Origin of the sequence: Acinetobacter sp. WCHAc010052 (assembly GCF_002165295.2) — a bacterium.
Classification (GTDB): Bacteria; Pseudomonadota; Gammaproteobacteria; order Pseudomonadales; family Moraxellaceae; genus Acinetobacter; species Acinetobacter chinensis.
Genome location: NZ_CP032143.1, coordinates 2,860,468 through 2,879,324, shown reverse-complemented (window position 1 = coordinate 2,879,324; position 18,857 = coordinate 2,860,468). Strand labels below are relative to the sequence as shown.

Below are 18,857 nucleotides of genomic sequence, written 5' to 3'. Positions count from 1 at the left end.
TGTTTTTTAATAAAATTATGTTATAAAAAATTAAAACGGCATATTTTTTGCTTATCACCTTTACCTTAAGCGCTGTATAAAATGGAGAGCGGTTGAAGATGAAGTTATCGGTTGGGTTAAAAGTTGCAAACTCTTTGTCACTGACACCGCAGTTACAACAGGCCATTCGTTTGCTTCAACTTTCCAGTCTTGAGTTGGAACAGGAAATTCAGATTCAGCTGGACAGTAATCCATTACTGGAGAAAGTTGAAGATTTATCCACTATTGAAAGTTTATCCTCATTAAAAGAAAGCGAAGCAGAACAGAAAGATCTGACAAATGAATTAAATGCAGATCATTTACCTGATGATTTACCCGTAGATACAGACTGGGATGATGTGTATACCCACCAGCCAACAAGTTTAGGGGCTGCTGAATATGAGGAGCGTGAAGATAACCGTCAGGGGCATCAGAGTTTACAGGCGCATATGCTTGAGCAGATTAATTTGCTGCATTTTTCACTGGTCGAGCAATTGATTGCCCGTTGTATTGTGGATTCACTGGATAACAAAGGTTTTCTTGATTGTGATATTTCCGAAATAACCTCATCGGTTCAGCACCTGTTGAATACTATGGGCTATGAAGAAGAAATAGAAGATGATGAAGTTCAGGTGGTACTCAAACATATACAGCGACTGGAACCTGTAGGGGTAGGCTCCCGTAATCTTGCAGAATGTCTGCTGGTTCAGCTGGAAGGATTGCCTGCGCAACTTCCATATAGGTACGAAGCTGTACTTTTGATGAAACATTATGAACTGCTGGTTTCAAATGATATTCAGAAGTTGATGAAACAGACTGGTTTAAATGCGGATCAGTTGAAAAGTGCAGTTGAACTGCTCAAAACATTGAAAGCACATCCTGGAATTGAATTTGAAGACCGTGAGTCTGATTATCAGATTCCTGATGTAGTGGTTATGAAAAAAAATGAGCACTGGTTTGTACAGTTGAATCCTGACGTTGTTCCAAAGCTGAGAGTGAATGCTTTCTATGCTGGAATGATCCGACGGGCAGATCAAAGTGATGATAATCAGTATTTAAGAAATCAGATGCTTGAAGCTAAAAATTTTATAAAAAGCATAGATGAGCGACATAAGACGCTGTTAAAAGTAGCAACCTGTATTGTCGAGCATCAGAAAGGGTTTCTTGAAACTGGACCTGAGGGAATGAAGCCGCTGGTATTAAGAGATATTGCTGAAGAAGTGGAACTTCATGAATCAACAGTTTCGAGGGTCACAACCAATAAATATATGCTGACTCCACGCGGACTGTTTGAACTGAAATATTTCTTTTCGAGTCATGTAGGGACAACTTCGGGTGGAGAAGCCTCCTCAACAGCAATCCGTGCAAAAATTAAAAAACTGATTGCTGAGGAAAATATCCGTAAGCCATTGTCAGATAATACTATTGCCGGAATGTTAAAGGAGGAGGGGATTGATGTTGCAAGACGGACGGTCACAAAGTATCGCGAATCGTTACATATTCCTTCATCTTCTGATAGAAAAGTCTTGATCTGATTTTTATTGTGTGGCTATTCTAGGGGTTCATTATGACAAAATAATGAATCTCTATTTATTTTAAGGAACAGCAGAAATGGTTGAATTTCAGTGATGTAGCGGTTTGGTAAATCTGAGATGAATCTTTCAGCTGCTTTCTTTTCATATCCTAAAAGAAGGTGAGGGATTGAACTATGCAAATAACAATTCGTGGTCATCATTTAACTATCACCCCTGCAATTGAAGAAAATATCAGATATAAATTTGCAGATATGACAAAGCACCTTGATCAGGTTAACAGCATGCAGGTGAAGCTGACCAAAGATCATCAGCTGGATAAGCGATCTAAAAAAGGTAGTGCGAATCATATTGCAGAAGCGATTATCCGGTTGCCTGGAGCGGAACTTTTTGCTCAGGCTTCGGCAGACGATATGTATACTTCAATTAAGCGTCTGACAGAAAAATTAAAACGGCAACTGCATAAGCATCGTAAAATGCAGCTGGTATATCAGCCACTGGCGGTATAGTTGAAAAATTTGTAAAAAGAGGTTTTTTAGACCTCTTTTTTTTATACGTATAATGTACGTGACTAATGAATTATTTTTTCTATTTATAGTAGAATGACAGGTTTTTACACTGTCAGCCCTACGAAGAGGTCTAAGCAATGAATAGTGAACAGCTCACTGAAATTTTAAAAGCGGCTTTTCCTGATGCAGAAGTTGCTGTCAGTGGACAGGCAGGGAAATTTGACCTCCGTATTGTCGATGATCAGTTTGAGGGTAAACGCCCTGTTCCCCGTCAACAGGCAGTTTATGCGCCGCTGAATTCGTATATTGCGAGCGGTGAAGTACATGCTGTGACTATTCGTGCAATGACTAAAGAAGAATGGCGCAAAGCCAGCATGTTTGGAGCTTAAGCGTCAATGGATAAATTTGTCATTCAAGGCGGTGCAAAAATCGAAGGTGAAGTTCGTATCTCAGGTGCGAAAAATGCAGCTTTACCTTTACTGGCAGCAATGATTCTTGCAGATTCACCAATTACTCTAAAAAATGTCCCAAATCTGAAAGATGTCAGAACATTGGTTAAATTGATCAGTGGTTTAGGCATTACCATGACTTATGAAGGCGAAACTGTTACAGCAGATACGTCGACACTGGACAACCAGTTTGCACCGTATGAACTGGTGAAAACCATGCGTGCATCTATTTTGGTGCTTGGTCCATTATTGGCGCGTTATGGCAGTGCAAAAGTATCATTGCCAGGTGGCTGTGCCATTGGTTCACGCCCTGTAGATCAGCATTTAAAAGCATTGGAAGCTTTGGGCGCACACATTGAGGTCGAAAATGGCTATGTGATTGCCAGTGTCGATGGTCGCTTAAAAGGCGGCGAAGTTATCTTTGATATGGTGACTGTAGGCGGTACAGAAAATATTCTGACTGCTGCGGTACTTGCTGATGGTGTAACCACAATCCGTAATGCAGCCCGTGAACCTGAAATCACTGATCTTGCACAAATGCTCATTAAAATGGGTGCGAAAATTGAAGGTTTAGACACAGATACCTTAGTGGTAACAGGTGTTGAAAGTCTGCATGGCTGTGAATACTCAGTGGTTGCTGACCGTATTGAAACAGGTTCATATTTAGCTGCTGCTGCCATTACAGGCGGTAAAGTTAAAACCACGCATACTGATCCAAACCTGCTTGAAGCGGTACTGGATAAGTTTGAAGAAATGGGCGCAGAAGTGACCCGTGGTGATGACTGGATCGAACTCGATATGATGGGGAAACGTCCGAAAGCGGTCAGCTTCCAGACATTGCCACATCCAGAATTTCCAACAGATATGCAAGCACAGTTGATGGCGGTGAATGCTATTGGTCGTGGTTTTGCAACAATTTCAGAAACGATTTTTGAAAATCGTTTTATGCATGTGCCTGAATTAGCGCGTATGGGTGCAAATATTCAGGTTGAAGGTAATGATGCTGTAGTCACCGGTGTGGAAAAATTATCCGCAGCCCCAGTGATGGCAACTGACCTGCGTGCTTCATTTTCTTTGGTTCTGGCAGCTTTGGTTGCTGAAGGTGAAACCACCATTGATCGTATTTATCACATCGATCGTGGTTATGAAGATATTGAAGCAAAATTGCAGGGTCTGGGTGTCCAGATTAAGCGAGTGAGCGAGACAAGTTAATGAGCGATATGAGAAACGATGATCCAAACTTTGACGTAATGGGCAATTTTGATCATGGTTTAACTTTGGCATTGAGTAAAGGTCGTATTTTAAAAGAAACATTGCCTTTGCTTGAAACTGCTGGAATTAACTTATTGGAAGATCCTGATAAATCCCGTAAGTTAATTTTCCCAACCACACATAAACAGGTGCGTATCCTGATTTTGCGTGCTTCTGATGTACCGACTTATGTTGAAAATGGTGCGGCGGATATTGGTGTTGCTGGTAAAGATGTATTGATGGAACATGGTGCACAAAATGTCTATGAACCATTAGACTTAAAAATTGCCAACTGTAAGTTAATGACAGCAGGCAAGGTCGGTATAGAACGTCCTAAAGGTCGTTTAAAAATTGCCACTAAATATGTCAATTTAACCCGTCAATACTATGCAAGCTTAGGCGAGCAAGTCGATGTGATTAAACTTTACGGTTCAATGGAGCTTGCACCATTGGTCGGTCTGGGCGATTACATTGTCGATGTAGTGGATACAGGAAATACTTTGCGTGCTAATGGTTTAGAGCCGTTGGAAGAAATCTGTAAAGTGTCTTCGCGTTTGATTGTCAATAAAGCCAGCTTTAAACGTAAGCAGACTTTGCTCAATCCAATTCTTGCACAGCTTGAAAAAGCCGTGGAAGAGCGCGAAGCGAAAAAGTAATTTTTAAATTATTAGATAGGTTTCTAAAACCTCCCCTCTTGCGTAGTCCAGCTACTCATCCCTACTTTGGAAAAGGAGGGTTGGGGAGGATTTAAAAACTTAAATTAAATGACCGTCCGTAAGGGCGGTTTTTTCTCTGGGAAATATCATTCACGATTTATTCACAGAATTGATAAAGTCAGTTTTTGATGAGAATGTTAAAAATAAGTCATGAATAACAACCTGCATCATGGCTGAAAATGAAAACACCACAACAACGAAAAGAACAATCCATAGAAATTTTGAAGCAAAGAAATATTCCATATATTGATTGGTTACCTGTAATTGAGTCTGTCGAAGAAATACAGGTCCGAAGTGCTGAAAGTATTGCTCAACGGGCGATTGCCTGTTTATGGATCATACAGGTCGCTTGTGATATTGATAATGGGAAATATGATGATGAAATTAAAGGTTTGATCTTAAATATTCTGACAAAAATGCAGGTCATGGATGCTTTAACAGAGCAGGAGACGGCAATTTTACATGAGGACGTATCTCAGCAGGATGTCATCAACATGGTGTGGAAATATGAGGCTTACTGGGTTTTATTGTGGGCTTTAGGAATTGTTGAGGAGCTGAATTATCCTGAAAATATTGTGGATTGTGATTTTGCAATTCAAGCCGTTGTATCAGCTAAAACATTTGAAGAGTTTATGGCGAAAGTGAAGTTACGTGATATTGAAGAAATTTTAGATCAGGCTGATTTAATCTATCGCTATGATTGGGCATGTGTCAGTGCACGACTGAATCAGGAACAGGCACCTGCACAATTAAATTCGGCAGTTGTTGTGGAAAGACATGGTGCATTGAACTGGCTGATTCAGTCAGATAGTGACTGGGATCATCCTGATGTGAGTACTTAAGTTGATATTAAGTGACAGGTGTGCTTTTTTGATCCGACTTTCCTATTAAACTTAATAAAATTGACCATGTGATCTTGCCCACAAGTCACTCAAAACAAGGTAAACTAAAGTTTCCCTTTATTATTTTTGTGGATAAATTGATGCGACGTTTATCGACTCAAGAGCAGAATTTTAAACAGGTCTTTGCAGATCTGCTTGCTTTTGAAACAGTGAGTGATCCTGAGCTTTTAAAAACAGTAGACCAGATTATTGCAGATGTACGCCAGCATGGTGATGCACATGTACTTAAACTCACTCAACAGTTCGATCGACATCCAGCGCATCAATTTTCAGATCTGGAACTGTCACAAGAGCAATTGAAAGCAGCATTTGAAGGCTTAACCCCCGAAGTGCGTGAAGCTTTAGAGATGGCAGCCAATCGTGTGCGTGAGTTCCACCAGGCACAAAAGCAGGATGGCTGGACTTATGTTGATGCTTTGGGCAATACACTCGGTCAAAAAGTAACACCATTAGACCGTGTTGGAATTTATGTACCAGGTGGCTTGGCATCTTATCCATCTTCAGTGCTGATGAATGCTGTACCTGCGCATGTTGCAGGCGTGCAGGAAATTATCATGGTTGTTCCAGCGCCGAATGGTGATTTAAATCCATTGGTATTAGCTGCTGCTTATCTTGCAGGTGTACATCGTGTATTCACCATTGGTGGAGCACAGGCCGTTGCTGCATTGGCATATGGCACTGAAACGATTCCACAGGTCGATAAAATTACAGGGCCAGGAAACCGTTTCGTGGCTGCGGCAAAACGTGCGGTATTTGGTCAGGTCGGTATCGACATGATCGCTGGACCATCTGAAATCCTGGTCTATGCTGAAGGTCAGAATAATGCCAAATGGCTGGCGATGGATTTATTGTCACAAGCTGAACATGACACGATTGCACAAGCTGTATTTATTACGCCTGATGAGCAGTTGTTGAATGATGTTGCACAAGCCATTGAAGAGCATTTAGAAGCATTACCAAAAGCTGAAATTGCACGTACTTCAATTGCCAACCGTGGTGCATTGGTCTTAGTCAAAGATCGTGCCGAAGGTGCAGAGCTTATTAACCAGGTTGCACCTGAACATCTCATGTTGTGTTTAGATGAAGCGCAGGAAATGTCAGAAGATATCCGCCATGCAGGTGCAATCTTCATGGGACGTTATACACCAGAAGCGATTGGTGATTACTGTGCAGGTCCAAACCATGTCTTACCGACATCGGGTACGGCACGATTCTCATCACCACTCGGTGTGTATGACTTCCAGAAGCGTTCAAGTCTGATCATGTGTTCTGAGCAGGGTGTCAAACCCCTTGCGAAAACCGCTGATATTTTAGCGCAAGAAGAAAACCTGGATGCACATGCGAGATCTGCGAGATATCGTTATCAGTCATAATGAATTTACCTGAAATCTCAATTCACAAAGAATAACTCCTTTTCTTGTGCCATATATGGCTTAGGGAGAAGGCTGGGATGAAGGGAAACTAATTCTTTTACTAAAGTTAAAATAGGGTTGGCATCAATTGACCTCTCCCTAACCCTCTCTTGAAAGGAGAGGGGACTTTGGTGAATAAAAATGAGAAAAGAAAATGCCAAATATTAGCCCTGAACAAATGCGTTTCTGGAGTCCATTGGTACGTGAGTTAGAACCTTATGTGCCAGGTGAACAGCCTAAAATCCAGAATTTATTAAAACTGAATACTAATGAAAACCCGTATCCACCCTCTCCAAAAGTGGTGGCTGCGGTGCAAAAAGTATTGGAAAACTCAGCCGATGCATTGCGTCTCTATCCTGACCCTGATGCAACTGAGTTAAAACAAGCCATTGCTACACAACAACATGTTCCCGTGGAGCGGGTTTTTGTCGGAAATGGCTCGGATGAAGTCTTAGCACACATTTTCAAAGCATTTTTTGTGCAGGATAAACCGATTCTATATCCAGATATTACCTACAGTTTTTATCCTGTTTATAGTCAGTTTTTTGGAATTTCAGCACAATCAAAAATTATTCCATTGAATGATGATTTTGAAATCGTGGTGGATGATTACAAACAATCCAATGGTGGGATTATCATCACCAATCCAAATGCACCAACCAGTATTGCATTGGGTTTGTCAGCCATTGAGGAAGTGTTGCAGGCCAATCCTGATTCAGTGGTGTTGGTTGATGAAGCCTATGTAGATTTTGGTGCTGAATCAGCAGTGTCACTGGTTGAGAAATATGACAATCTGGTTGTATGTCAAACAACTTCTAAATCACGCTCCTTGGCAGGTTTACGTGTCGGATTTGCCATTGCACAGCCACATTTGATTGCGGCACTTGAAGCAGTGAAAAACAGTTTTAACTCATACCCAATTGACCGATTTGCCATTGCAGCAGCGGTGGCGTCATTTGAAGATCAAGACTATTTCGAAGCGCAATGTCAAAAAGTCATTGCCAATCGTGAAAAACTGGTTGCTCAATTGACAGAACTTGGCTTTAAGGTTTTACCTTCAAGTGCGAACTTTATTTTTGCGACATTGCCAGATCGGGATGCAGGTGAGTTGGCGACAGCATTACGTGAGCAGGGGATTATTGTGCGTTATTTCAATAAACCTCGTATTAATCAGTTCTTGCGTATTACGATTGGCACAGACGAGCAAAATCAACGCCTTGTTGATACTTTGAGAAATAATATTCTGGTTTGATTGAAAACTTTAAAAATGAGTTTTTAAATGAAAAGCGAATCTTAGGATTCGCTTTTTTCTTGAGGGTTTTCAGGTTGATGCCATGTATTGAGTAAATCCAGTATTGCTGAAACTTTATCAAAACATTCCTGATATTCAGCATCTGCTTCTGATGCAATGGTGATGCCTCCACCTGCCCATACAGAAAGCTCATTCTGTGATTGCTGAACTGATCGGATCAGAATATTCCAGCTGCCTGTCCCATCAGCATTAAAATAACCCATTGAACCACAATACGCGCCTCGTGGCGCACCTTCAAGTTCCTCAATAATTTCCATTGCCCGAATTTTAGGGGCACCGGTAATTGAACCACCCGGCAAAGCCGTCATTAACACCTGCCATGGGCTGACTGTCGGTTTCAGTATGGCGGTCACTTCACTGACCATATGGTGAACCTGATTAAAACTTTCAATATTAAACAGTTTTGGTGTTTTAACTGATCCTGTTTCTGCATAAACACTCAGGTCATTACGAAGTAAATCCACAATCATGACATTTTCAGCCTGATCTTTAATGGAATTGATCAGCCGTAATTTTGACTGTTCATCTGCCTCAGGATCATCATAACGGGGAGTCGTTCCTTTAATTGGTTTTGTAATCAGCTTTCGGCCCTGTTGAAATTCAATAAACAGTTCTGGTGAACAGCTCAGCAGCTCAAAATCATCAAATCTGATATACCCTTCGTAGGGAGCATCAGTCAGTTGCCAGAGCTGTTCGGCTGTATTGAGCAGGAGTCCTTCGGTTTTAGCGGTAAATTCCTGAGTCAGATTAATCTGATAACAATCTCCGGCTTTAATATATTCCTGAACTTTATCAAAGGCAGAGACATAATCTGCCTTGTTCCACCTCGGAATACATGGATTTTTCATCTGAAAATGATTTTCAGATAAATCAGATGAAGAATGGAGTAAGTCTGCCAGTTCAGCATATTTTTTTTCAGCATCAGGGGCATGACTGATGAACAGCCATCCATTTTCAGTCTGCTTTAAGTAAGTGTTGAAAACACCTATAAACACCGATGGTTGACTGTTTTTTTGAGAACCTGAAGTTAAATTTTTTGACGCATCGTAACTGATAAAGCCAGCGGTAATGGTTAAATCTGTAAGCGAACAGGCGGAAAGTACATCTGGCAGTTGTGCTGTCTCTATCGAACAGTCTGAAAGGAGATATCCTTGTTCATCAGAATGAGTGAAATGCTGAAGCTGATTATTCCGCATGACAAAGTATTCATCAGCCATAAATGCAATGACAGGAATGCCATTTTCAGAAAAATAAAAAATATGTGACGTAAAGCACATTTTTTTTAAAATATAAAAAGTGGTCGTGGAATTATCACAAAGCAGTTTTTGCATTGTATTCACATCATTCATAATGCTGTTTTATCAGAAGATAATGGTGTAGACAGCTATTTTACAGCATTCTGGCAGTAAATATGCGTATATACCGTTTGTCGGCAAGATGCGATTTACGATAAACAACAGTTGAACAAAAGATAACACAGAGATAACTTAGACAGTGCAATCAGTCCGCTCAAGGAAGAAGTATTGTTTAGTTGCTAAAAATAAAATTGCCAACTAACCGGTGCAGAGCGGTAGACAATCAAAAAAATAATACTCTTGGGAGAGTAAGAAGATGAAAAAACTTACTAAACTGGCTTTAGTTTCTTCAATGGCAATCAGCGCAAATGCGATGGCAATGCAAGCAATGGATGATGCTGCATTGAGCGCAACTACTGGTCAAGACGGTATTAATATCGGTATCGGTATTTCTAAAATTGAGATCGGTAAAATCTTTATTCACGATAATGATGGTTACAGCAAAAAAGGTAATGGTACGACTGAGATTGCTACTGGTAAAGCGGGCTTTGGTGGTACTGAAGTTGCTGGTGCGATTTCCATCAAAGGAAACGGTACAGCAGGTCATGTAAATGAAACTGCAGGTATTGTAATCACTGCAAATACAGATCAGCCTGATACAACCAAAGCTGGTGCAACTTTACTTAAGTCACATAACCTTGCTGATATCCGCATTGATTCAGATGCAGGTACTGGTACTAATGGTGCCTTCCTGAATATTGCCGCAGATGTTTCTGGTCTGAATATCTCGATTGGTGAAGTAGGTGTTACTGCTTCTGGTAATGCAACTCCGACAGTTGGTATTCAGCGTGGTGGTGTGGATGCCAATTACAACAAAATTCTTTCTGGTCTGAGCATTAAAACAGGTGTAATGACTGCTAACGTACAGTTGGGTGCTACACCTCAAGGTGCAATGATCAAACTGAACACAACGATGACTGGTGGTCTGACGATCTCTGACCTGGGTATTGCTGATGCTGCAGGTAAGGGTGAAATCTGGTTAGGTAAAATCCAGGTTGCTGATGGTGCTTCTACGAATCTTGCTGTAGATGCAGATGTTTCTGTTACTACGAATGGTCTGAAGATCCTTGCTAGACAGGGTGATGCTGGTATTGATACTTATGTTCAGGCGATTGCTTTAGGTGCTAAACCAACAGCTGCATTAGGTGCTCGCGGTACAGCGACAGTAGGTTCAATTGGTGATGTGGAAATCCAGGGGCTTAAGACTTTCTATAGCCCAACAGCTGGAACATATGCTAACGGTTCTGTGATTACGATTTCAGGTCGTTAATCTGAATGAAAGAAAAAGCGCGTGAATCCACGCGCTTTTTTTTACAAAAAAAATGTGAAAAATGTCAAAATTAAAAAGAAAAGGATGTTTTTTTCTAAAAAAAAAGGTATCTTCCAATGTACAAGGAAGTATAGAGCAAATGCTCTATAAAGAATAATGAACTCAGGCACATCATTGCCGATAACCAGAAAAAGTTAAGAATATGTTGGAGATCGCTTTAGGCTCGGCATTGATGTATTACTTTGCCACGCAAGCCTTTGATATAAAAGAAAAGCCACCAGAGGCTGTTTACTATACAGAAACCCTGGATTCAAGAAATCCATCGTTTACACGTATGCATCGTGAGCAAGTCCTGATCAAGCCGGCGCTTGAAGATCAGTTCAGGGGAATTGTCCGTCAGGCATATGATTACAGTTGTGGTTCGGCAGCTTTAACAACATTGCTGAATGGATATGTCGGAACCCAGCTTTCTGAGCAGCAGACCATGAATGGTCTTTTAAACTATGGCGAATATGACCGGATTATTGAGCGGCGCAGTTTTTCATTGCTGGATATGAAACGCTTTGTTTCTGCACTTGGAATGGAAAGTGGTGGATATAAAGGTGAGTTAGCTGATCTTGTGAAGCAGGGGCAACCTGCCATTGTTCCAATTTCTTATGCAGGATTTAAACACTTTGTTGTGTTTAAGGCTTATAAAAATGGCCGTGTTTATGTTGCAGATCCAGCTTTGGGGAATATCAGTTTTGATGAGGAACGCTTTAAGCAGATCTGGGAGAATAACACCCTGTTTCTGGTGAATGTTGCACCACAGAACAGAAAGGGCATGTTGGCATTGCAGGATTCAGATATGCGGCATGTTGATGATTCAACTGTAAACAGATATGCCTTTGTTGACATTCAGTATCCGCAGGCCTATATGGATCGTATTGCGGACAAAGCTTCAACTATTCGTCTTGAGCGGGATTTGAATAAAAATTCTGAAAGTTATGGGCAGGATACTTTTAAATTCTTGAGACTTTACTATAAAAGTAAGTAATTTCTTGTGAGTTGGAACTAAAAAAATAAAAACTGGAAGGGATGTGTCATGGACATTAAATGGATGAAAAAAACCTTACTTGTCGTCAGTATTCAGATGATCACAGGTATTGTTTATGCGGCTGAAGAACCTGCACTTGGAGGTTATGAGGCTGTAGATCAGCAGGATGCTGAGAAGGAAGCAGAAAAGGCCACTGAGTCTGCTGAGCAGGTTGCCAAGCCTGAAACCGTTCAGCAGCAGGCATCCAGTGCTCTCCAGCAAAAGGAAGGGGATGCAACTAAAGAAACCAACCTTCAGGAAGTTTTTACATCAAATGAGCGCCAGTATTCTCTGATTAAAAAAGGAGAAATCTCAGGGTTCTATGATGTTGACTATACCTATTATCGGGATACCCGACTGGATTTATCCATTGAAAACAATGCGGTCAATCAGTTAAGGGTGGAAGAAGATGCGAATCATACTTTAACCAATACATTTACAGCGCAGTATGGTGTGCTTGATAACCTGACTTTTACAGCATCGCTGCCTCTTGTAGCAAAGGCAGATAAGCTCAAAGATGCCACGACGGCAGGTCTGGGTGATATTTCTTTTGGTGCCCGCTGGGAACCGTTCCCACTCAAAGCAGGTCGTTTACCCCTGATTCTGTTTGGTAATGTTTCTACAAAAACAGGTGACAGTCCATACGAAATCAACAGTGCGACAGATCTGTCGACCGGTAAAGGTTATTATTCGGTTGGTGCAGGTGCGAGTACGCGTAAATATATTGACCCGGTTGTTCTGTTTGCTTCTGTTTCTGCTAACTATGGCTTTAAAGAATCAGGCTTGAATCAGCGCCGTGGTACAAGAACGGTTGAAGAGTTTGAACCAGGTATCAGCGGTGGTTTTGCCTTTGGTTTCGCATATTCGTTTAACTACGATGTATCCATGACCATGTCGTATCAGCAGAGCTTTAATACTGAGTCCAAGTTTACATATACAACTGGCGAAACTTATACGCCAGCAGATCAGACCAGTTCAACGCTTGCGATTTCGCTTGGTGTTCGGGTAAATCCAGAAACCATTGTAAATGGTACAGTTGGGATAGGTCTAACCGAGGATGCACCAGACGTATCATTGGGATTATCATTCCCGCTTGATATCGTAGGTTTTGGTAAAAAATTACGCTAAGAGGGCTGTAGTATGAAAATAATTCAGCTTCGTCCTTTAGCAGCGGCAATTTTATTAACAGGTTGTTCAGGTACGGCTTTTGCACAGCTGGGACAAAACCTGTCTGTTGATATTCGCTCGTTGAGTATGGGGAATGCAGTAACAGCAGATCCTCCAGGGATCAGTGCCATTCACTTTAACCCTGCTGCACTGGCTAAAATAGACGGGTTGCAGACAGATGTTCAGGGGATTCTTGCAAATTTTGACATCAAACGTCAGTTTTCAGTTCCACCGGGCTATAACGTTTTTGGCTATTCAGATGACCCAATGGTCTGTAATGATGGGCCTGAAGTTGCAACGGATTTTTGTACTGATTACAAGGGAACAGTCAATGGTGACGTAGAGTACGTCAGCCTTTATGTTCCTGTGCTGAAAAAGATTGTTGATCTGGGGGAAGGTATTCCGATGGCTGCGCCAACGGCAGCGATCGCCTATAAGCCACCAGGTTCCAAAGCAACATTTGCAACAGCGATGTATGCCCCGCTGGTTGCGGGTTTTGGTGCTGAAGACGGAAACCCTGGTAACTATATGGGACAGCAGGTTGCGCTGGAACGTATCACTTATCTGTCACCTTCGTTTGGTTATCAGGTCAATGATGAGCTGTCTATCGGTGCATCTTTTGGTATGTCCTATCAGGCAATTGCCTTAAAAACGGATTTAAGATTTCCGAATGAGCTGATTGGTATGCTCCGGATGATTGATGAAGTCATCTGTACACCATTTAAAGAAAATCAGGACATTATTACGGACATTCTTTTACTTGGGATGTGTAACACTCAGGAAGGGATGAACCCATTTGGCCGTTTTGGTCGCATGGATGTTTCCATGGAGCAGTCCCTGAGTCCGAGCTATAACTTAGGGGTATTGTGGGAACCGACAGAAGAGTTCAGCTTTGGTATGGTTTATCAAAGTTCAGCTAAAATGCGTCTGAAAGGTAAATACAATATTGATAATGCCAACGCGCCGAGAGAACTGATCAAAGGGCTGATGTCTTCTCCAACGGGGCAGATTCTGGCTGCTATTTTAGGTTTTCCTGGCAATGTACCTGCGACAGAAGCGGGTCTGGTTTCCATGGATTTTGAATATCCGGCACATTTCCAGGCGGGGATTAAATATAAGGTCATGCCTGATCTTCAGGTGAATTTTGATGTAGGCTGGACTGACTTTAAAGCATGGGATAAGTTCAAGTTTGAATTTGACCGACAGATTTCTGCACTGAAAATTGCAAAACTTTTATCAGCTTATGTCGGAGATACTTCGCTGGCATTGCCTCTTGGATTTGAGTCACCGTGGAGCTGGGGTATTGGTGTTGAGTATTCAGCAACAGACCGGTTGAAGCTTCGTGCAGGGTATGAACCCCGTGCCAGCGCGATCCCAGATGATAAGCGTAACACGATGGTACCAATCAATAATGCGCAGTTATTTGGTCTGGGGCTGGGCTACCGCTTTGATGCAGATACTGATATTGATCTTTCTGTTGGCTTTTTACGAAGCAATGACAAAATTCCAGCAAATAGCAGTAGTCTTGCAAACCAGACAGGTGTTAACAATTTATTATTAAACCCTTATGCGGGGTTGAATGTTAAAACGGATACTAAGGCAACTGTTCTTGGGATCAGCTACAGAACGAAATGGTGAGTCAGAACAGGAAAATGAACAGGATTTTATTTTCAGGATCAGTTGTACTGTTAAGTGCAGGTATATTTTCTGCTGCAAATGCCGCAGAATTTTATACGATTATTGGGCCCGATGGTCGCCCGATGGTTGTTCAGAGAAAGTCAGCTGAACAACCTCAGAAACCTGTGATTCAAAAAACAGAACAGCCGAAAGTGATTGTTCAGGAACAGCCTGTAAAGACAGAACCAGCGCCTGAAGCTGTGAACAGCAATACCGGAGTGACAGTAAACAAAGTTCTGCCTGAAACTGTTGCTCAGGAAAAACCTCAGGCTGCTCGGGTTCAGGCAGCAGCTCAAAAAAACTCTGTTAAGCCTGCAGTAAGCTCTGTTTCAAAGCCTGTTGAAACGCAGACAGCTGTTCAAAAAGCAGCACCATCTCAGTCTGTCGTGAAAAATGAGCGCGTGGAAAATCCAGTAAAAGTCATTCCACCTGCTCAGGTTCAGGATGGTTTTGCTGAGCTGGATGGTGAAAAATATGTCACCAATGAACTGCTGGAAGATCGTGAGTTTAATCTTGAAGGTAAAAAAAGATTTTATGCCATGCCTGAAGGTGTGATTGATACAAAAAATGGTGGTGGTGCAAGACTGCAGATTGTTGAGCGTGAAAAAGGGGTGAGCCGATCACTGCTGAACAGTATGTTCAACCGCAATGTTAAAGACAATACGCCCGTTGTGCTGGCTACAACATATTATCGTGTTCCACAGCAGGAAGCGGTAGACAGCCTGGGGCAGCAGTGTTTCACGGATAAAAAAGTCAAAAAGGCAAAATCACTGAAGCTCGATTCGGATGTGAATGTTTGGCCCAGAGCACCTTTGAAAGATCATTTTGATTATGAAGTGATTCATCTTGAGGGGGCTTTAAAGAATATTCAGATTAACTCTTATGCAGCTAGTCAGCAAAAGCCTGAGTTTTACTGGCCATTTGTTGTTTTTCTGGATGAAAAAGCATGTGTGCTTGAAGGTGCAGGTGGTTTCAAGAGCCAGAATACGGCAAGTAATATGTTCAGCCATGAGGTTGTACAGGGGGTTGTTCAGCTGCCAGAGCAGACCCGATATATTTTATTAACTCCATTGGCATCAGCACTTGATATGGAAAATCAGGCACTGGCCAATCATGGTCAGCTCAAATTAGTGGCAATCCGCTAAGGAAAAAGGGAATCAGAAATGAAAAAACAATATTTATTACCCTTTGCACTCACAGCAGGTTTTGCTGCCCTGAGTGGCTGTGGTGGCGAAAGTGCGAATGTTATACCAGAACCGAAATCTGTGGTTTATCAGAATGGTAGCTGTGTTTCAGGTCAGAACTGTGTTGAATTTGCTCTGGACTATCCTGTTGATGGTCTGAATTTTACCTGTAGCAGTGATCGTGATAACGTTTTTATTACTTTAATTGAAGCTAAGAGTAATGCTGCAACTGGAAAATGTACTGAGGGTGATCAGATTCATTTCTTCCTGCGCGGCGATAAAGGGGTCAAAACTGTAGATTTTGGTACGGTGGCACTATCTGATATTGGTGTGGTAAGTACAGTCAGTGCCAGCCTGCCACGTTTAAGCATACTCGATATGGCAAAAGGCTTGACGGGTAAAGCGGCACAGTCACTGGATGCATCTGATCCAACCATTCAGGTTGCTATGGCACTGGTCAAAATTTTCCAGGCAGTGGGTATGGAAGCTAATCAGCGTGTGGCAGGTGATGTTCAGCCTATCTATCTGTTACCACCAAAAATGGACAAGCTGGAAGAAATACTCAGTTCAATTACAGTGGCGGATTATCAGTCAGGGGCTTATATCAATAAAATCAAGCCGTGGACTGATGCCGGTTCCATTACAGATGCAGAAGCACTTGAAGCATTAAAAATGCTGGTGAATATGAGCAATTCTGCAACTTATCAGGCAGGTTATCCTGTGCTTGCCAAAGAGGATTCAATTCTTCCGCAAGGCTTATATGGCTGTAATAAGAGTGACTGTAAATCTACCGATGCTGATTTAAGTCATATGATCGGTCAGTATCTGATCCTGACGGATCGTCAGGGTTATACTTTTGGTTATGGCGTGCAGTGGAAAGGTAAAGTTGCTTCAAGTACTGCCAGTCAGATTCTGGGTGTTTCTTCTGAATTGATCAAAAAAACCCGTCCGGCTCGTATGGTTGCAGCTGAGCAGACCAGCTGGGTGAATCCACTGACCAGGAGTATTACAGGACCGTTCCGGTTTGCTGTAAGTGATATACCTTCTGAGGATTTTATGATCACTCAGGGTAAAGTCTATAATGACTATATGATTGCAGGTACAGAAGGTTTCTACAAACTGCTGACTAAATATGACAAAGGTAAGCCTGAAGAATATGGCTTGTGGAAGCAGACACTCGGCACGGATCAGTACCGTGGTTCATTCGATGCGTATAAGTATTTCCCTGTAGGTCATCTGGACAACCGGGTCTTTAAATCTGTTAAAAACGTCGCTTCAGGTGAAAAATATGTATTCCCTGTTTATGCAACTATTGAGTTTAAATTTTCGGACACCAGTAAAGCTAATGTGAAATTGCCTGTTGTACTGGATCAGTTTGGTAATGTGCGTACAGATTTTACTTCTGATACAGACTGGACGCCAGCATGTTCACCTGTGACAGAGCAAAGCAGTCAGTATCGAATAGGTGTACTGGGTGCAACGGATACTGACAACAAAGCTGTAACAACGCGTCTGATTCTGGCAAACCCAGTCTTTAAAGAGATAGATGGTGCAGTGATTGGAATGAATACTCAAATTCAGACCAGTACTTCCAGTTCAGCAGATGCACTGGTGATTGGTGGAGCACGTGTTAACCTGGAGCAGTTGTTAAGCGGTGCAGGACGCTTTATTTCAATGACTGATTTCAGTGGTGGAACAGTGGCATGGACTAATATTTATAATTCCATGATGCTGATTTATACTGGACAGACTGACAATAACCCATCGGATGCCGATAAAGAGCTGGCAAAAAATACAGGTGGTACGATTGCTGCGATTGAGGTTTCCAGCTGTTATCAGTCAGGTCAGGTAAAACCATAATATCCAAACTAAAAAAGACCTCAGATGAGGTCTTTTTTATGCATGTGTTTTCAGTACATGCCGTGCTTGGTCATGAGGAAGACGTCAGGGTATTTACTGTGTGATCACTGTTGATCTGTTACTGGAAAGAGGTCATGGTGCCTGGCGGGAAATAAATATTGTCGGAATCTGTTATGGGTAATACTGGAAAGCTGTGGTTCCAGATCAGTTTTTTTATTCTATGAAATTTGATTCAGCTGAATTTTCTTCATCAAAAGTGCTGTATGAATGGAGGCTATATCAGAGGATGTTTATAATGCTCACAGGGTTGAAACCTTGAACAGCAGATATGTCAGATGGCTTGATCTGGATCTGTTTCAGGTGAGTATGTTTGCAGGATGAATTGAAGATGGTGCTGGAAATGGAAAGCAGTATTCCAGAAGAGTTGATACAGCTTGAAGCGAATGGCGGTGTTTATGCAGTATGGATGGTACTGGAACACTGTGATATTCGGGTCGACATATCTCAACTGATCAGGCTGTGCAGATATGATGCGGAAGATGGTACTTTTACGGTTCAGCTTGCACTTGCTTTAAAGCAGCTTGGTTTTGAAGTAGGTTTTTATACCTCAGAAGATCTGCATCAGCATGAAAAAGAGCGGCTTGCTTTTAAGGAAGCTGAACTGCTGAACATGCCTGTACGGGATACACTGAGTTATGCACAGATACAGCAAGCCTATGAACAGAGGGCTTTTGTCATTGTGTATTACGATACGCTGGAAGGTGTCGGAAATCACTCACTTGTATACAGCATGGATGCAGAGGAAATCTGTTTTTTTGACAGTTTTGATGCCATGCCCGCAGATGTTTTTGAGCAACAAAGACATGCTGATGGCATCTGTGCACAGGTGATCGTGGCTTATGCACCAACAGAAACACGATTCAGTTGATCATGAAAATGCTTTAAAAGTAATGATTTCCTAAAGTAAAAAATCTGAAAATATCCTGTACTTCTGGAATAATCAGCCTGATCTGCTGTTAACGGTATGTCTTTGTCCATTTTTATTATTGCCTCAAGGTATTCGCTTAAGGTACTGACGTCTCTCAGTCCATTATGCTGTGTCAGGATCAGATCATTCAGCTACTGAACTATATTGGACCTTACTTTTTTGCATTCTGACTGTATTTGG

The 18,857-nt window shown here is 41.8% G+C and carries 16 protein-coding genes; 15 read left to right on the top strand and 1 reads right to left on the bottom strand.

Going from position 1 to position 18,857, the window contains the following annotated elements:
- The first annotated feature begins 98 nt into the window (after positions 1 to 98).
- From CDG61_RS14060 to hisC, 8 genes are all read left to right on the top strand, one after another.
- Positions 99 to 1,553, top strand: coding sequence for an RNA polymerase factor sigma-54 (locus CDG61_RS14060; RefSeq protein ID WP_087549620.1), 1,455 nt, complete (start codon positions 99 to 101; stop codon positions 1,551 to 1,553).
- 173 nt (positions 1,554 to 1,726) lie between these two features.
- On the top strand, positions 1,727 to 2,059 hold the full coding sequence (hpf, locus tag CDG61_RS14055; RefSeq protein WP_087513950.1) for a ribosome hibernation-promoting factor, HPF/YfiA family: 333 nt from the start codon (positions 1,727 to 1,729) through the stop codon (positions 2,057 to 2,059).
- Between the two features lie 137 nt (positions 2,060 to 2,196).
- Positions 2,197 to 2,448, top strand: coding sequence for a BolA family iron metabolism protein IbaG (gene ibaG, locus CDG61_RS14050; protein ID WP_004830087.1), 252 nt, complete (start codon positions 2,197 to 2,199; stop codon positions 2,446 to 2,448).
- Positions 2,449 to 2,454: 6 nt separating this feature from the next.
- Positions 2,455 to 3,720, top strand: a complete 1,266-nt coding sequence (gene murA, locus CDG61_RS14045) for a UDP-N-acetylglucosamine 1-carboxyvinyltransferase (RefSeq protein WP_087549619.1) — start codon at positions 2,455 to 2,457, stop codon at positions 3,718 to 3,720.
- The gene (hisG, locus tag CDG61_RS14040; protein WP_087549618.1) at positions 3,720 to 4,415 is read left to right on the top strand and encodes an ATP phosphoribosyltransferase; all 696 of its coding nucleotides are present in this window, start codon (positions 3,720 to 3,722) and stop codon (positions 4,413 to 4,415) included. The genes murA and hisG overlap by 1 nt, the downstream gene beginning before the upstream one ends.
- A gap of 239 nt (positions 4,416 to 4,654) precedes the next feature.
- A complete protein-coding gene (locus tag CDG61_RS14035) occupies positions 4,655 to 5,317 on the top strand; it encodes a DUF4272 domain-containing protein (protein ID WP_087549617.1) in 663 nt (220 codons plus the stop codon).
- Positions 5,318 to 5,445: 128 nt separating this feature from the next.
- Positions 5,446 to 6,750: a histidinol dehydrogenase gene (hisD, locus tag CDG61_RS14030; RefSeq protein WP_171405612.1), complete on the top strand. Its 1,305-nt coding sequence runs from the start codon at positions 5,446 to 5,448 to the stop codon at positions 6,748 to 6,750.
- Positions 6,751 to 6,943: 193 nt separating this feature from the next.
- Complete coding sequence (hisC, locus tag CDG61_RS14025) at positions 6,944 to 8,041, top strand: histidinol-phosphate transaminase (protein WP_087549615.1); 1,098 nt, start codon at positions 6,944 to 6,946, stop codon at positions 8,039 to 8,041.
- A 41-nt stretch (positions 8,042 to 8,082) separates the two neighbouring features.
- Here the strand turns inward: hisC and CDG61_RS14020 are convergent, their stop codons facing one another.
- Complete coding sequence (locus CDG61_RS14020; RefSeq protein ID WP_087549614.1) at positions 8,083 to 9,450, bottom strand: anthranilate synthase component I family protein; 1,368 nt, start codon at positions 9,448 to 9,450, stop codon at positions 8,083 to 8,085.
- Positions 9,451 to 9,712: 262 nt separating this feature from the next.
- Between CDG61_RS14020 and CDG61_RS14015 the strand changes: the two genes are divergently transcribed.
- From CDG61_RS14015 to CDG61_RS13985, 7 genes are all read left to right on the top strand, one after another.
- Entirely contained in the window at positions 9,713 to 10,726 is a 1,014-nt protein-coding gene (locus CDG61_RS14015) for a DUF6160 family protein (RefSeq protein WP_087513956.1), read from the top strand.
- A 202-nt stretch (positions 10,727 to 10,928) separates the two neighbouring features.
- Complete coding sequence (locus CDG61_RS14010; protein WP_087549613.1) at positions 10,929 to 11,762, top strand: C39 family peptidase; 834 nt, start codon at positions 10,929 to 10,931, stop codon at positions 11,760 to 11,762.
- A gap of 48 nt (positions 11,763 to 11,810) precedes the next feature.
- On the top strand, positions 11,811 to 12,929 hold the full coding sequence (locus tag CDG61_RS14005; protein WP_087549612.1) for a hypothetical protein: 1,119 nt from the start codon (positions 11,811 to 11,813) through the stop codon (positions 12,927 to 12,929).
- A 12-nt stretch (positions 12,930 to 12,941) separates the two neighbouring features.
- A complete protein-coding gene (locus CDG61_RS14000) occupies positions 12,942 to 14,606 on the top strand; it encodes an OmpP1/FadL family transporter (protein ID WP_087513959.1) in 1,665 nt (554 codons plus the stop codon).
- A gap of 14 nt (positions 14,607 to 14,620) precedes the next feature.
- Entirely contained in the window at positions 14,621 to 15,790 is a 1,170-nt protein-coding gene (gene filE / locus CDG61_RS13995) for a putative pilus assembly protein FilE (RefSeq protein ID WP_118847334.1), read from the top strand.
- An 18-nt stretch (positions 15,791 to 15,808) separates the two neighbouring features.
- A complete protein-coding gene (locus tag CDG61_RS13990; RefSeq protein ID WP_087549610.1) occupies positions 15,809 to 17,689 on the top strand; it encodes a flagellar protein FilF in 1,881 nt (626 codons plus the stop codon).
- A 400-nt stretch (positions 17,690 to 18,089) separates the two neighbouring features.
- Positions 18,090 to 18,617, top strand: a complete 528-nt coding sequence (locus tag CDG61_RS13985) for a peptidase C39 (RefSeq protein WP_087549664.1) — start codon at positions 18,090 to 18,092, stop codon at positions 18,615 to 18,617.
- The last annotated feature ends 240 nt before the right edge of the window (positions 18,618 to 18,857 follow it).

Coding starts and splice junctions, on each gene's coding strand:
- CDG61_RS14060 (WP_087549620.1), top strand. CDS start 99: ATGAAGTTATCGGTTGGGTTAAAAGTTGCAAACTCTTTGTCACTGACA.
- hpf (WP_087513950.1), top strand. CDS start 1,727: ATGCAAATAACAATTCGTGGTCATCATTTAACTATCACCCCTGCAATT.
- ibaG (WP_004830087.1), top strand. CDS start 2,197: ATGAATAGTGAACAGCTCACTGAAATTTTAAAAGCGGCTTTTCCTGAT.
- murA (WP_087549619.1), top strand. CDS start 2,455: ATGGATAAATTTGTCATTCAAGGCGGTGCAAAAATCGAAGGTGAAGTT.
- hisG (WP_087549618.1), top strand. CDS start 3,720: ATGAGCGATATGAGAAACGATGATCCAAACTTTGACGTAATGGGCAAT.
- CDG61_RS14035 (WP_087549617.1), top strand. CDS start 4,655: ATGAAAACACCACAACAACGAAAAGAACAATCCATAGAAATTTTGAAG.
- hisC (WP_087549615.1), top strand. CDS start 6,944: ATGCCAAATATTAGCCCTGAACAAATGCGTTTCTGGAGTCCATTGGTA.
- CDG61_RS14020 (WP_087549614.1), bottom strand. CDS start 9,450: ATGAATGATGTGAATACAATGCAAAAACTGCTTTGTGATAATTCCACG.
- CDG61_RS14015 (WP_087513956.1), top strand. CDS start 9,713: ATGAAAAAACTTACTAAACTGGCTTTAGTTTCTTCAATGGCAATCAGC.
- CDG61_RS14010 (WP_087549613.1), top strand. CDS start 10,929: ATGTTGGAGATCGCTTTAGGCTCGGCATTGATGTATTACTTTGCCACG.
- CDG61_RS14005 (WP_087549612.1), top strand. CDS start 11,811: ATGGACATTAAATGGATGAAAAAAACCTTACTTGTCGTCAGTATTCAG.
- CDG61_RS14000 (WP_087513959.1), top strand. CDS start 12,942: ATGAAAATAATTCAGCTTCGTCCTTTAGCAGCGGCAATTTTATTAACA.
- filE (WP_118847334.1), top strand. CDS start 14,621: ATGAACAGGATTTTATTTTCAGGATCAGTTGTACTGTTAAGTGCAGGT.
- CDG61_RS13990 (WP_087549610.1), top strand. CDS start 15,809: ATGAAAAAACAATATTTATTACCCTTTGCACTCACAGCAGGTTTTGCT.
- CDG61_RS13985 (WP_087549664.1), top strand. CDS start 18,090: ATGGAAAGCAGTATTCCAGAAGAGTTGATACAGCTTGAAGCGAATGGC.